This window comes from Phytobacter sp. MRY16-398 (assembly GCF_003925915.1).
Taxonomy (GTDB): Bacteria; Pseudomonadota; Gammaproteobacteria; order Enterobacterales; family Enterobacteriaceae; genus Phytobacter; species Phytobacter diazotrophicus.
In genome coordinates, this window is sequence record NZ_AP018756.1 from 1,309,803 (window position 1) to 1,323,459 (window position 13,657).

12 protein-coding genes are annotated in these 13,657 nt (G+C 53.1%); 6 read left to right on the forward strand and 6 right to left on the reverse strand.

From position 1 onward, the window contains the following. Window positions 1-22 precede the first annotated feature (22 nt). Genes MRY16398_RS06350 through MRY16398_RS06360 form a run of 3 tightly spaced genes read right to left on the reverse strand, consistent with a single transcriptional unit; the run spans window position 23 to window position 2,898 of the window. A complete protein-coding gene (locus MRY16398_RS06350) occupies window positions 23-958 on the reverse strand; it encodes an FAD-binding protein (RefSeq protein ID WP_125124010.1) in 936 nt (311 codons plus the stop codon). A gap of 18 nt (window positions 959-976) precedes the next feature. Further along, window positions 977-1,741, reverse strand: coding sequence for an electron transfer flavoprotein (locus tag MRY16398_RS06355; protein ID WP_039079554.1), 765 nt, complete (start codon window positions 1,739-1,741; stop codon window positions 977-979). Between the two features lie 11 nt (window positions 1,742-1,752). Then, complete coding sequence (locus MRY16398_RS06360; RefSeq protein WP_039079555.1) at window positions 1,753-2,898, reverse strand: acyl-CoA dehydrogenase; 1,146 nt, start codon at window positions 2,896-2,898, stop codon at window positions 1,753-1,755. 494 nt (window positions 2,899-3,392) lie between these two features. Here MRY16398_RS06360 and MRY16398_RS06365 point away from each other — a divergent pair, with 494 nt between their 5' ends. The 4 genes from MRY16398_RS06365 (at window position 3,393) to MRY16398_RS06380 (ending at window position 8,305) form a co-directional block, all read left to right on the forward strand. Beyond that, window positions 3,393-4,559 (forward strand): acyl-CoA dehydrogenase family protein, encoded by a 1,167-nt coding sequence (locus MRY16398_RS06365; protein WP_039079556.1) that lies wholly within the window; start codon window positions 3,393-3,395, stop codon window positions 4,557-4,559. 124 nt (window positions 4,560-4,683) lie between these two features. Next, window positions 4,684-6,042 carry an MFS transporter gene (locus MRY16398_RS06370; protein ID WP_107224236.1) on the forward strand — a complete coding sequence of 453 codons (1,359 nt, stop codon included), beginning with the start codon at window positions 4,684-4,686 and terminating at the stop codon, window positions 6,040-6,042. Beyond that, window positions 6,039-7,253 (forward strand): CaiB/BaiF CoA transferase family protein, encoded by a 1,215-nt coding sequence (locus tag MRY16398_RS06375; RefSeq protein WP_079496141.1) that lies wholly within the window; start codon window positions 6,039-6,041, stop codon window positions 7,251-7,253. Before MRY16398_RS06370 ends, MRY16398_RS06375 begins: the two co-directional genes overlap by 4 nt. A 140-nt stretch (window positions 7,254-7,393) precedes the next feature. Further along, window positions 7,394-8,305 (forward strand): helix-turn-helix domain-containing protein, encoded by a 912-nt coding sequence (locus tag MRY16398_RS06380; protein WP_125124011.1) that lies wholly within the window; start codon window positions 7,394-7,396, stop codon window positions 8,303-8,305. A gap of 48 nt (window positions 8,306-8,353) precedes the next feature. Here the strand turns inward: MRY16398_RS06380 and ung are convergent, their stop codons facing one another. Further along, window positions 8,354-9,043, reverse strand: coding sequence for a uracil-DNA glycosylase (gene ung / locus MRY16398_RS06385; RefSeq protein ID WP_071193442.1), 690 nt, complete (start codon window positions 9,041-9,043; stop codon window positions 8,354-8,356). A 315-nt stretch (window positions 9,044-9,358) separates the two neighbouring features. Here ung and grcA point away from each other — a divergent pair, with 315 nt between their 5' ends. Further along, the gene (gene grcA, locus MRY16398_RS06390; protein WP_039079560.1) at window positions 9,359-9,742 is read left to right on the forward strand and encodes an autonomous glycyl radical cofactor GrcA; all 384 of its coding nucleotides are present in this window, start codon (window positions 9,359-9,361) and stop codon (window positions 9,740-9,742) included. A gap of 46 nt (window positions 9,743-9,788) precedes the next feature. On the opposite strand, the gene srmB is transcribed toward grcA, so the two are convergent. After that, window positions 9,789-11,123 (reverse strand): ATP-dependent RNA helicase SrmB, encoded by a 1,335-nt coding sequence (srmB, locus tag MRY16398_RS06395; protein WP_039079561.1) that lies wholly within the window; start codon window positions 11,121-11,123, stop codon window positions 9,789-9,791. A 130-nt stretch (window positions 11,124-11,253) separates the two neighbouring features. On the opposite strand from srmB, the gene trmN reads away from it, so the two are divergent. Then, window positions 11,254-11,991 (forward strand): tRNA(1)(Val) (adenine(37)-N(6))-methyltransferase TrmN, encoded by a 738-nt coding sequence (gene trmN / locus MRY16398_RS06400; RefSeq protein WP_039079562.1) that lies wholly within the window; start codon window positions 11,254-11,256, stop codon window positions 11,989-11,991. Here trmN and nadB read toward each other — a convergent pair. Continuing rightward, window positions 11,976-13,595 (reverse strand): L-aspartate oxidase, encoded by a 1,620-nt coding sequence (gene nadB, locus MRY16398_RS06405; RefSeq protein WP_039079563.1) that lies wholly within the window; start codon window positions 13,593-13,595, stop codon window positions 11,976-11,978. The two genes, trmN and nadB, sit on opposite strands and share 16 nt — an antisense overlap. Between the last annotated feature and the right edge of the window lie 62 nt (window positions 13,596-13,657).

Below are 13,657 nucleotides of genomic sequence, written 5' to 3' on the forward strand. Positions count from 1 at the left end.
AGAAAGACTGGCGGCTTGCGTCTTATCGTTTTAATAATTCCGTTAACAGGGGGACGACCTTATAGATATCGCCCACCAGACCATAATCGGCGTACTGGAAAATCGGCGCGTTTTTGTCTTTGTTAACGGCGATAATGGTTTTGGCGCCATTGCCACCGACCATATGCTGGATCTGCCCGGAAACGCCCAGGGCGAGATAAATATCGGATTTCAGCAGCACGCCGGAAACGCCAACGTAACGTTCGCGATCCATCCAGTGTTCGCCTTCGGCAATCGGACGCGAACAGCCCACTTCGGCATCCAGCGCAGAGGCCAGATCCCAGACCATTTGCAGATCCTCTTTCGCCAGTAGGCCACGGCCAATACCGATGACACGGCGCGCTTTGCCAAGGTCGACGTTGCTGGCCGTTTTTGACCGCCGTTCACGACAGAGCATTTCATTGGCGGGTGGGATGTAATCCACCTGAGTGAGTGGGGGAGTAGCGGCGTTTACTTCGGCCAACGGCTCATAAACACCGCTCGCCAGCGTGATGACGGCGACAGCGGTATTCACTTTTTCCCGCCCAAATGCCAGCCCGCCATACATGCGATGTTCGGCGTACAGGTCGTCGCCGTTGCGTTCCAGCAGGGTCACGTCATTCACCAGCGCGGATTGCAGCAGCACGCTGAGTTTTGCCGCCAGGCCTTTGCCACGGCGTGTCGCGGCCAGCAGAATCAGCGTTTTGCCGTCTTCTTTTCTGATAAGCGAGGCGAATGTTTCCGCATAGTTTTCGACGCGCTGCTTATCGGTTTTGCCACACAGCAAATAGACCGCGTCTGCCTGTTTAACCTCAGTGACGTCACGCTCATCCCATATCACTGCGTTAACGTGTTCACCCAGTTGTCGTGCGCCAGCGAGCAGATCTGCATAGCGATCGGCACTGTCGCTGAATACCCAAACATTATTGATTTTGCCCATGATGCTTCTCCGCTACCCTTAGCTCAACGCGTTGGTCAGATAATCACGCAGGCGAGAGACCTCTTCCTGCCCGTCGCCTTCAATGATGATGTGTTTGCGTTCCGTCTGTTGCGGCGCGTAGACGCCAGCTAATTCAGTCCGCGCTGAATCCGGTGCCCAGTCAATGTCACCCGCGCTCCATTGGGTGACGCTTTTCTTCCCGGCGCCGAGGATGGCTTTCATCGAGGGGATGCGTGGCAGGTTGATATCCGATGAGACGCACAGTACCGCCGGGAGTGGCACATCCAGCACTTCTATTTCATTTTCCAGCGTGCGCTCAACGGTGACGAAGCCCTCTTTGAGTTCAATTTTGCTGACGCCGTTCACCGCCGGGAGCTGCAACATTGCACCGACCAGCAGCCCGGTTTGCTGGGCGTACATATCGCCGGAACCTTCGCCACAGATCAGCAGGTCGAAGGCGATTTTCTGGCTTGCGGCAGCAATAGCGCGTGCGGTGTCATAGGGCAGGGAACTGGCCAGACGATCATCGCGAACCAGGTAAAGCGCATTGGGACCACGTGAAAGGGCGTCTTTACGCAGTTTGGCGTTATCGAGCGCTTTTCCCCCTACGCTCAGGGCCACCACTTCATGGCTTTCTCCCGCGAGCTGAACGGCGGCCTCAATTGCGTTGAGATCAAAGGGGCTGATTTTTTCCCCGGCCTTGTCTGTCGCCAGGGTTCTGTCAGCCGTGATAACGATATCTTGTTCCTCAGGAACCAGTTTGTAGCAGGCAATAAATCTCATGGCATATCCTATTATTTTTCATACTGTTTCAGGATCTGGCGAGCGGAGATGTAAACCATAATCTCGTCTGTGCCGCCGCCAATGCGGTTTACGCGGGTGTCGCGCCAGAAGCGGGATACGCGGCTGTCATCGGTGTAGCCGAGACCGCCCAGAATTTGCATCGCATCGTCAATCACCTCGCAGGCCGACTGAGCGCAGTACAACTTGCACATCGGGGCGGACAGACGCATCGATAAATCGTTGTCGCACTCCCAGGCGGTGCGGTAGACCATGTTTTTCATGTTCTGAATTTTGATGGCCATTTGGGTCAACTTGAGCTGTATCATCTGGAACTGGCCAATGTTTTGGCCGAATTGAATGCGCTGATTGGCGTAGCGCGCAGCATCTTCGAAGGCGCATTCCGCCACCCCCAGCGAGTGGGCGGCAATGACCAGGCGTTCGATATCGAAGTTTTGCATCATATGGATAAAGCCATAACCTTCCTGGCCCACCATGTCGCTCTCTTCTAACTCAACGTTATCCAGAAAGACTTCGCAGTTGCTGACCATATGCCAGCCGACTTTATGCAGATTGTTGCGTTTGACGCCGGGGGAATTGGGATCCAGCCACCATAAGGTGAAACAGCGCTTAGGATCTTCCGGCTCGGGATTGCGTGCCAGCACCAGCATGTAGGGGTAATCTTTTGCACCGGTGATAAAGGTCTTTTGACCATTCAGATACACTTTGCCGTTCTTACGGGTGTAGGTGGTGGCGATGCGATTGTTGTCTGAACCGGCCTGGGGTTCGGTAAATGCCAGAGAGTAGGCGGGGATCCCCGTCAGGCCCACCTCGGCGGTTTTGGCCAGTTGCTCTGCGTTACCAAATCGCTGCATGTTATGGATGCATTGCCCCTCGGTCATGATGTAGGCCGGGGCGCCCATGCGGGCAATCTCTTCGAGCACCAGTACCTGGGTCATCATGTCGGCGGGCACGCCGCCCAGCTCTTCGGGAATGCCCAATAAACCAATGCCGCTTTCGGCTAAGGCATTGAAGAACTCGCGCGGGAAAGTCCGTGTCTCATCGCATCTTTTGAAATACTCTTCGGGAAAATTACGGGTAATCAACTCCCGAATACTTGCTAATAGTAATTCCTGTTCTTCGGTCAGGCTAAAGTCCATGACGCATCCTCTTGATAGGTTCTCCGGTGGGGATTTATAAAATAAAGCACTCCCCGGCATTATTTATCGCCGATCATTCTGTCCGGTTCGCCAGCTTTTATAATTACTGGTTCGAATGTTGTTTTATCTGGAATAATAATTACAGGTGTTGCGAGGATATATAGACATATCTCACTTGATCCTGGACAAAACGAACATTAAAGCCCGTTTTGTGATGCGTGTTGGTAATTTTTAAATTTTTTATCGCCTGATTATTTTATTTATATATTTGTTTTTATTGTTATTTTATATGCTATCGCTACATCATGTATGTTCGATTTGTCCAATAATTGGTTGGATATGTCAATATCAAGCCTTTGCGCCACTTTTTATAATCCCGGTGTCAATTCGTGAAGAAAGACGAAAAGGGGCCCAGGATTTATTGCAACTTACATTGGTATCGTCTGAATTCTTCAATGGTTATTTAATCATTTAATATGAAGTGGGGTTGGTATATGGCTATTTTATCTCAACAGCAACTGGAAGCACTGAAACAAAAAGTCAGAAAAGTCACGGAAACAGAGTTGGAGGAAATCCAACTGGTGGTTGAGCGAACTAATGTCTTCCCGGACTCCTATTACGACGTATGTCGCAAAAATGATTTATTTCGCCTGGCCATTCCTGAAGAGTTTGGCGGTCTGGGACTGAACTGCGAGCAATTCTTTTCCGTCATGGAAGAGTTCTGCCGCGGCCCTGGCGGTATGCGTATGAACCTGCACCATGCTAACGGCCTGAACTGGCGCATCATGTATGACCATGGCGCCCCCGACCTTCGCGCTAAATGGCTGCCGTTACTGGCCAATAAAGATGCTTACATCAACTTTGCACTGACCGAAGCAGAGTGTGGTTCCGGGGCGGATATTCGGACAACCGCAGTAAGAAAAGGGGATAAATACATTCTTAATGGTACCAAGACCCTGATCTCCCATACGGATATTTCTGACGGTAGCTACGTTATTGCGGTAACGGATGAAAGCAAACGCAAAAAAGGGGGATTAACCGCTTTCTTTATCGAAACCAACACGCCGGGTTATTACATCGATCCGATGCCACACATGATGGGCTGCCGTGGCGCGGGCCATGCATATCTGCGTTTTGAAAACTGCGAAGTGCCTGCGCACAACATTATGGGCAAAGAGGGTGATGGTCTGGATATCTTCATGGATGCGTTGGCGCACTCCAGAGCGATGATTGCTGTTACCTGCCTGGGCATGTCGCAGCGCTTCCTGGAACTGGCGATTGCCCGTGCGAAGGATCGTGTGACGTTCGGTAAGCCACTGGTAGCGCGTCAGGCCATTCAGCAAACGCTGGCAGACATGGGCACTCAGGTTCATGCCCTGCGCGTAATGCTGCGTGATTGCGCGCAGAAATTCGACCGCGGCGAAGACATCGAGATGGTTTCGGCGATGTGCAAACTGCACGGTATTGATACGGTGCGAACTGTGTCGGATAGCTGCCTGGAGATCTTCGGTGGGATTGGTTACTTCGAAGATAACCCGTATGGCCCGGTGGAAAGAATGTATCGCGATGCACGCGCGCTGTGGTTTGAAGAAGGCCCGCGTACCGTTCAGCGCCTGACGATTGCACGTCCGCTGATTGCCGCCGCGGGTGAAATTCGCTAATCCGCCTGAGCCCATGCAACGAAGGGATATCACGGGATGTTATTCCGTTATATCCCGCCTGTGATCGCACACTGCGCGTGATTTCGTGGGTGCGATCATTCTTATTTTCTCGCGAGAGTGACCTATGAGTACATCACCTGGGAATAGACGTTGGGGCATTATTGTTCTGCTGATTATTGATTATTTCGTTATGTTTGTTGCCCGTAGCAGTATGTCGATGTGCGGGCCGGCACTGATGCATGAATATGGCTGGACCGCCATACAGTTTGGCTGGGTCTCCACTGCATTTTTTATTGGCTACGCGATAACAATGTTGCCGGCAGGGCTGCTGGCTGACCGCTTTGGCGGTGGGATTGTGCTGGTAACCGGTACCTTGTGGTGGGTCGTTTTTACTTTCTTAACACCGCTAGGTTCCACGCTCGGCATCATGATGCTGCTGCGTATTCTGGTTGGCGTCGGGCAGGGGCTGCTGGTTCCGGCGAACTTTTCGCTGGCGGCCAGATGGGTACCTAAAAGTGAATCCGGCAAAGCGACCGGCTTACTACAGGTTGGTTGTCCTGCGGGGATCGCCTTTGCCATGGTGCTGGCGGCCTGGATTATTCAAACCTGGGGCTGGAAATCCGTTTTTTACATCGTCTCTGTGCCGGGGTTAGTGTGGTGCCTGCTGTGGTGGTGGCTGGGTAACAGTCGCCCGCAAATGGATAATCGCATCAACCGTCAGGAGCTTGCGTATATTCAGGCGGGGCAGGCTGTTGCTAACGCGGAACCATCCGCTCAGAAAGAGACGGCAGGGGGCGATCTGACGAAAGCCGATATCCTGTCAACACCCTCTATCTGGGCCTGCGCGTTGTGTTACTTCTGTACGAATTATCTGTTTTTTCTCTTTATGACCTGGTTGCCGACCTATTTCGCGATGGGACGCGGTATCGATCTTAAACAAAGCGCGATTTACTCCATGCTCCCGTATCTGGTGGCCATTCTGGCCTATCCGCTCGGCGGTCTGGTCACGGACGCCGCCTGTCGGCGCTTTGGGCAAAATATCGGGCGTAAGCTCTCTCCGGTTGCCGGACTGCTGCTGGCCGGGGTGTTTCTGATTCTGGGGACGCGAGCAAACAGCCTCTGGAGCGCGGCTACGCTCATCTCCGCCTCGAATTTTTTCCTCTGTTTCACCATGGCTGCGCATTTCTCCATTCCGATTATTTTCTCCCAGAAAAACACCGGCATGCTGGTGGGGTTGAACGGCGTATTTGGCACGCTGGCGGGTATTCTTTCGCCGGTTCTGGCGGGATGGGTTATTGATGTTTCCGGACAGTATGAGTACGCGCTCTATCTGGGGGCAAGCATCGCCATTCTGGGCGCATTCTTCATGCTTATCGCCCGGATTAAACCCATTGAAAAGAAAGGATTGCACGGGAATTTGCGCGGCGCGGGCGGACTGGCCGGGCGACAGGGTTTTTCCAAAATGAAGGAGCATGACTTATGAGGCCATTAGAAGGCATTAAAGTAGTGGATTTAACGTCATTCCTGGCAGCACCCACCGTGGCACGTATTCTGGGTGACTGGGGGGCGGATGTGATCAAAATCGAACCGCCGTCTGGCGATCCGGGACGTACTCAGGCTTCTGTGTTCAACATGCCTTACGAGGATGACGAAAACCCGGCATTTGATATCTCTAACGCTAATAAACGATTCCTGTGCCTGAACCTGAAAAAAGAGAGCGCGAAAGCTATTGCGTACCGCATCCTCTCGACGGCAGATGTCGTTGTGACCAGCTATCGCACAAAAGCGCTTGAACGGCTTGGGTTTTCCTGGGAAGAGTTGCACTTGCGCTTTCCACGCTTAATCTTCGCGCAGATCCTGGGGTATGGCGAAAAAGGGCCGGAAAAAGACACCGCCGGGTTTGATGCGACGGCTTACGTTTGTCGCGGCGGGATCCTTGGGTCAACCAATGAGCGCGGCGAAACCCCGATCAACTCGGTAAACGGCTTTGGTGATTTTCAGGCGTCCATGTGCCTGGTGTCGGGTATTTGCGCTGCGCTGTACGGGCGTACGCTTTCGGGAACGGGCGAGAAGGTGACGGTTAGCCTGCACCATACGGCGCTGTTTATGATGAGCATTGCCGTGACCTCAGCACAGTACGGCAACGTCTATCCGAAGTCGCGCTGTGAAGTCTCCAACCCGTTCAACAACACCTATAAAACCCTTGATGGGCGATGGATGGTCATTTGTATTCCGGAATACGATCGCTTCTTCAATAAGTTTATGGTGCTTCTTGGCCGTGAGGATCTGGTCGACAGTCCGGAATTTTGCCGTATTGCTGACGTGAACCAGTTTGGCCGTAATCGGGACATTATCAATATTATCAGTGAGCAGGTCGCCAAACGTCCGCTTAGCGAGATGATGCGGCTCTTAAAAGAAAACGATTTTGCCCATGAGAAAGGGTATACCCCGGATGAGATTCTGGAAGATGACCAGGCATGGGCGACCGACTGCCTGCGTCACGTTGAGTACCCCACGGGAAACAAACGGGTGCTGGTGACGCCGCCTGTTACGATCCACGGCATGGGAGAATCGCAGATCCAACCGTCCCGGCGACTGGGATATCACTCACAACAAATTCTGAATGAATATGGATACTCAGCTAAAGATATCGAGTCGTTACGTCAGGAGGGGGCAGTCATTTTACCCGCCTGACGATCTCGTTTTTTAAATCGTTTGCTGCGCTGGTCTTCGAGTGCTGAACGCAGATATTGCGGAATAAGTCCGCTGTTTTCACAGTTCCCGACAGACCAGCCAGGCCGTGCAGCAGCACTGAGAAGAGTAGAGGAGCATTGATGGCAACCACTATTCCTACTTATGCATTATACGGTGAGCAGTCTGGGCTAAGCTGGGAGAATTTTTTCAATGTCGAGATGATCTCCTTGCGATCAAAGGATCTGAACTGGCGGGCAAGCCCGCATGTACATGACTCGCTTATTCAGGTGTTATTCATCCAGCGAGGGCAGGTCGAAGTATTGATGAACTGCACGCGACAACTGGCAAAAGCCCCCTGTCTGATTCTGGTCCCCGCGCAGACTGTTCACGGTTTTCACTACACGCCAGATACCGAAGGACTCACCATTACGGCTTCGCAGCGGCCGCTTGAGTCGGTCATGGGCGTGCTGGCACCCGATATCCTCAAGCTGGTGCATAAACCGTGCATTATTTCGCTGGAGTATTTCCCCGACGAGAAGGATGCCATCTGGGCGTTTTATTACTCTATGCTGAATGAATTACGCGTGCCCATGATTAACCAGACAGCAATGTGCGCGTCGCTGTTTATCTCTATGTTTGTTCATCTATCGCGGATTACCGAGCCCGGTCTCGCCGATCAGCAGATGGATAACTCGTCGCGCAAGGCATCGCAGATCAACAAATTCCTCGCCATCGTTGACCAGAAATTTCGCCAACGGCTGACAGTGAATGATTACTCCTGCGAAATGGGAATGTCGCCCGGACATCTCTCGCGTCTGTGCCGTTTAACGCTGGGGATGTCGAGTCTGGATGTGATTAATATGCGGGTAATTCAGGAAGCGCAGCGCGAGCTGGTTTATACCTCAAAGACCATCAAACAACTGGCTGCCTTTCTGGGATTTAACGATGAGGCCTATTTTACCCGTTTCTTTCATAAGCATACGGGCGTAAGTCCCAGTCAGTTCCGGGAACGGGCCGTGCGGGAAATTGCGACGGGAGAAGAGTACCTGTAAATGTGTTCAACACATCCCGCCATTGCTGCGGGATGTGAGCTGCAATATTTATTCACTTTCCGCCGGTAACACAGGCATCCAGTCGATCGGTGTCTGGCCGTGTTTTTCCAGCCATTCATTTGCCAGAACAAAGTGCTTACACCCGAAGAAGCCCCTGTGTGCGGATAACGGTGACGGGTGGGGCGCTTTCAATACATGGTGGCGTTTACCGTCGATAATTGCCCCTTTCTTCTGCGCATGCGATCCCCAAAGTAAAAACACCACGCCTTCACGGTGTTCATTGATGAGACTGATCACTTTATCGGTAAAGGTCTCCCAGCCAAGACTGGCATGGGAGTGCGCCTGCCCGGCGCGCACCGTTAAGACAGTATTGAGAAGCAGCACGCCCTGATGCGCCCAGCTTTCCAGATAACCATGCGTCGGGCGAACGAACCCGGGTACCGACTGTTCGAGCTCTTTATACATATTCAGTAATGATGGCGGGATGGCGATACCGGGACGCACCGAAAATGCCAGCCCATGGGCCTGACCGGGGCCGTGATAGGGATCCTGACCGAGGATCACGACTTTGACATCGCCCAGTTCAGTAAAACGGAACGCATTGAAGACATCTTTTTGCGGCGGATAGATGGTGACACCGGACTGCCGTTCTGTCGCTACCGCGCTGAGGGTATTGATAAAGTAAGGCTGTTGTTTCTCTTCTGCCAGCACGTCGTGCCATGTTAATGAGGTGGTCATCCCGCTCTCCTGCCAATTTCAGTGACTGTAGCTTAACTGCTTCTTCCGCTGGCGCAAAATCGACACGTAAAACAGAACGTTAGAAGCTTAAAAAAATTTGAAAATTTACAAAAATTTTAAAGGTCGGAAAGTTGCTAACTTGATGTAAAACAATAAATTCTGCCTATCACCTTTTTCGTGGTGTGGTTTTTATTGATTTTAATCAAAGAATCAGGGGTGTGCGGAGGGTATATATACACTCAAGCAACAATGGTTTTACCAATTGGCCGCCACAAGGCCGATCAAATCAAAAATAATGCCTAAGGGAGGCACATCATGATTACGGGTATCCAAATTACTAAAGCGGCAAACGATGATCTGTTGAACTCTTTCTGGTTGCTCGACAGCGAAAAAGGCGAAGCGCGCTGTGTTTGTGCAAAAGCCGGTTATTCCGAAGATGAAGTCGTTGCTGTGAGCAAACTGGGTGACATTGAATACCGTGAAATTCCGATGGAAGTGAAACCGGAAGTTCGTGTAGAAGGCGGTCAGCATCTGAACGTAAACGTGCTGCGTCGCGAAACGCTTCTGGATGCTGTAGAACATCCGGAAAAATATCCACAGCTCACCATCCGTGTTTCTGGCTATGCCGTACGTTTCAATTCTCTGACGCCGGAACAGCAGCGCGACGTTATCGCTCGTACCTTTACTGAAAGCCTGTAATCCGCAGGCTGCGGAAATAAAAACGCCGGGCTATCCCGGCGTTTTTTTATTCTTCGTTATTTTGTTGTTCTGTCGCGGCGGCGCTTGGCTTACGGCGCTTACCAATATTTTTGGTATCGCGGTGGCGCTGTTTAACGCGCGGCTTCTCTTTTTCTTTCTCTTTTTTCTTCTCTGCACGCTTAGCCAGCACTTTCTTCGACGGCTTACCGGTCATTTTTTCGCTCGGTGCGCGCGTAGTGGGGCGCAGTTCATCAATCACGCGGATTTTCAGCGGTTCTTCAACGTAGCGACCAATCTTCTGCAATAGCAGATGATCGTGGGTTTCGACCAGTGAAATCGCGGTCCCTTTGCGTCCCGCGCGACCGGTACGGCCGATTCGGTGCAGATAGGTGTCACCACTGCGCGGCATATCGAAGTTAAACACATGGCTCACGTCAGGAATATCGATACCACGGGCGGCGACATCGGTGGCAACCAGCACATTAACGCGACCGTCGGTCAGGCGTTTGATGCCTTCAACGCGTTTCGCCTGTGCCATCTCGCCTTCGAGATAGCAGTTGTTGATACCCGCTGCACGCAATTGCTCCGCCAGTTCATGGACACGCTCGCGTTTACGCACGAAGACGATTGAACGGGTCACGCCGTCTTGCTTGAGCAAATGCTTGAGCAATTCCAGCTTGTGTTCGTAGTTGTCTGCGCGGTAGTACCACTGGTGGATCTTTTTACGCTCGCGGGTGGACGGCGTTGCAGAAACTTCAACCGGATCTTCCAGCAGACGCTCGGCGAAGTCTTTGATCGCTTCACCTTCCAGCGTTGCGGAAAACAGCATGGTCTGTTTGCGCCAGCGTGTTTCGCCAGAAATATGCTCGATGTCCTGCGCAAAGCCCAGATCCAGCATGCGATCCGCTTCGTCGAGGATCAATGTTTCGACCGCACGGCAGTCAAAATTCTCTTCTTTAATGTATTGCAGCAGTCGGCCTGTGGTTGCGACCACGATATCCTGGTTTTCGCTGAACACCTCGGCGTGGTTCATATAGGCCACACCGCCGGTGATGGTGGCAATATCCAGGTGGGTATTTTTTGCCAGCTCGCGGGCGTGGTCGGCAACCTGCATCGCCAGTTCACGAGTCGGCGTCAGGATGAGAATGCGCGGCGGGCCGGATTTCTTACGTGGGAAGTCCAGCAGGTGCTGCAACGCTGGCAGCAAATATGCCGCCGTTTTACCCGTACCGGTCGGCGCTGAGCCAAGTACATCACGCCCTTCAAGCGCAGGCGGAATGGCGGCGGCCTGGATGGCGGTCGGGCGTGTGAAACCTTTCTCCTGGAGCGCGTCCAGTAGGCTGTCGTCGAGTTCGAGTTCGGAAAAAGTCGTTACAGTCATGATCTACCTCTGTGTGGGGCGCTGATTATAGACGTTACGGCTGCAATCTTCATCTGTTTGTAAGCTTATTACTTTTCCGGCGCTTTGCTTTCACCTATGCTACGTCTGTTTCCGTATAGAGGTTGTAAAGATGCCCCACCAGAAGGCGCAGTTGCGCCGCGATGGTTTCACATTTAAAGCGTTTTTTGTTGCACACGATCGTTGCGCCATGAAAGTCGGCACCGACGGCATCTTACTCGGTGCGTGGTCGCCTGTTTCGCGGGCGAAAAGGGTGCTGGATATTGGCACGGGCAGCGGGCTGGTGGCGCTGATGTTGGCGCAGAGAACAACCGATGCGGTTGTCATCGATGCAGTAGAACTCGATGAGCAAGCGGCCGCACAGGCTCAGGAGAATGGGCAGGCGACACCCTGGGCTGCGCGTTTTCATGTCCATCATGCGGATATTCGCGATTGGTGTGCGGGGCAAACGGCACGTTACGATCTGATTGTCAGTAACCCGCCTTTTTTTGCGCAGGGCGTGCAATGTGCGACCCCGGAGCGGGAACAGGCGCGCTATACCACGACGCTGGATCACGCAGCGCTGCTGGACTGTGCGGCGTCGCTTATCACCGAAGACGGTTTCTTCTGCGTGATCCTCCCGGTAGACGTGAGTGAAGCCTTTGCCCAAAAAGCGCAGGGTATAGGCTGGCACTTACGGTTACGTACGGATGTGGCGGAGTATGAAAATCGCCCGCCGCATCGCGTATTAATGGCCTTTTCGCCAACGCCGGGGGAATGCTTCACCGACTGGCTGGCGATCCGCGGTGCCGATCAGCATTATTCTGAAAGTTACACCGCGCTCACTCAGGCTTTCTATTTATTCATGTAAGTGCGTGGCGACAAAACCGTTGGGCCGGATTCAGGCAACTGATCCGGATAATCCAGCGTATAGTGCAAGCCGCGGCTTTCCTTACGTTCCATAGCGCAGCGCACGATAAGCTCGGCCACCTGTACCAGGTTACGTAGTTCCAGCAAATTGTTCGACACGCGGAAATTGGCGTAGTACTCGTCAATTTCCTGCTGGAGCAAGGTAATACGTCGTAAGGCGCGCTCCAGACGTTTGGTGGTACGCACAATGCCAACGTAATCCCACATAAACAAGCGCAGCTCATGCCAGTTATGCTGGAGAATCACACGTTCATCGGCATCGTCGACGCGGCTTTCATCCCAGGCGGGAAGCGTGGGGGCAGGGCGGGTCATGCCGATCCGTCGATCAATATCTTCTGCCGCCGACCAGCCGTAAACCAGACATTCGAGCAGCGAGTTAGACGCCATGCGGTTGGCGCCATGCAGGCCCGTATAGCTCACTTCGCCAATCGCATACAAGCCATCGACATCGGCCCGACCATGTTCGTCCACCATGACGCCGCCGCAGGTATAATGCGCGGCAGGCACGATAGGTACCTGATCTTTGGTTAAATCGATCCCCAGCCCCAGCAGTTTTTCATAAATCATCGGGAAATGCTGGCGGACAAAATCCTCAGGTTTATGGCTGATGTCGAGATACATACAATCAACCCCCAGACGTTTCATCTCGTGATCAATGGCGCGAGCGACAACATCGCGCGGTGCCAGTTCGCCGCGAGGGTCAAAATCGGGCATGAAACGGGTGCCGTCCGGACGTTTAAGATGCGCCCCTTCACCGCGCAGAGCTTCGGTGAGCAGGAAATTGCGCGCCTGTGGGTGGAACAGGGCCGTTGGGTGAAACTGATTGAACTCCAGGTTTGCCACGCGACATCCGGCACGCCAGGCCATGGCGATACCGTCGCCGGATGAGATATCCGGGTTGGTGGTGTACTGGTACACTTTTGATGCGCCGCCCGTCGCCAGCACGACGGCTTTTGCATGGCAGGTTTCCACAATCTCTTTATTACGGTTCCAGATCCATGCGCCCACGACGCGACGCGTGCCGGGCAGGCCGATTTTATCGGAAACAATCAAATCCACCGCGTTGCTGCGTTCAATGATATGAATGTTTGGGTGATTCAGCGCCTTGCTGACCAGGGTGTTTTCAACCTCTTTTCCGGTGGCATCGGCGGCATGCAGAATGCGGCGGTGGCTGTGGCCGCCTTCGCGGGTCAGATGATAGCTTTCGCTTCCTTGTGCATCCACCTGCATATCGAACGCGACGCCCTGGTCGATCAGCCACTGCACGCACTGACGGGCGTTACTGGCAACAAACTCTGCTGCCTGACGTTCGACAATACCAGCCCCGGCAATCAGCGTATCTTCGACATGAGACTCAACGCTGTCGGTTTCATCAAACACAGCGGCAATACCGCCCTGTGCGTAAAAAGTTGAGCCTTCACTCACCGGCCCTTTGCTTAACACGATAACGTTGTGGCGTTCAGCGAGGCGCAGAGCAACAGACAGGCCCGCGGCACCGCTGCCGATGACCAGCACATCGCACGAAAGTTCGGGGGTTGTTTTCATGATGGTGTGTTTAATTTACTAAACAAGGTTCGGGCAGCATAGCACCGTATTCCGCCATGGCG

Excerpts from the sequence above, each read along its gene's own strand:
- MRY16398_RS06350 (WP_125124010.1), bottom strand. The coding sequence starts at position 958 with ATGGGCAAAATCAATAATGTTTGGGTATTCAGCGACAGTGCCGATCGC.
- MRY16398_RS06355 (WP_039079554.1), bottom strand. The coding sequence starts at position 1,741 with ATGAGATTTATTGCCTGCTACAAACTGGTTCCTGAGGAACAAGATATC.
- MRY16398_RS06360 (WP_039079555.1), bottom strand. The coding sequence starts at position 2,898 with ATGGACTTTAGCCTGACCGAAGAACAGGAATTACTATTAGCAAGTATT.
- MRY16398_RS06365 (WP_039079556.1), top strand. The coding sequence starts at position 3,393 with ATGGCTATTTTATCTCAACAGCAACTGGAAGCACTGAAACAAAAAGTC.
- MRY16398_RS06370 (WP_107224236.1), top strand. The coding sequence starts at position 4,684 with ATGAGTACATCACCTGGGAATAGACGTTGGGGCATTATTGTTCTGCTG.
- MRY16398_RS06375 (WP_079496141.1), top strand. The coding sequence starts at position 6,039 with ATGAGGCCATTAGAAGGCATTAAAGTAGTGGATTTAACGTCATTCCTG.
- MRY16398_RS06380 (WP_125124011.1), top strand. The coding sequence starts at position 7,394 with ATGGCAACCACTATTCCTACTTATGCATTATACGGTGAGCAGTCTGGG.
- ung (WP_071193442.1), bottom strand. The coding sequence starts at position 9,043 with ATGACCACCTCATTAACATGGCACGACGTGCTGGCAGAAGAGAAACAA.
- grcA (WP_039079560.1), top strand. The coding sequence starts at position 9,359 with ATGATTACGGGTATCCAAATTACTAAAGCGGCAAACGATGATCTGTTG.
- srmB (WP_039079561.1), bottom strand. The coding sequence starts at position 11,123 with ATGACTGTAACGACTTTTTCCGAACTCGAACTCGACGACAGCCTACTG.
- trmN (WP_039079562.1), top strand. The coding sequence starts at position 11,254 with ATGCCCCACCAGAAGGCGCAGTTGCGCCGCGATGGTTTCACATTTAAA.
- nadB (WP_039079563.1), bottom strand. The coding sequence starts at position 13,595 with ATGAAAACAACCCCCGAACTTTCGTGCGATGTGCTGGTCATCGGCAGC.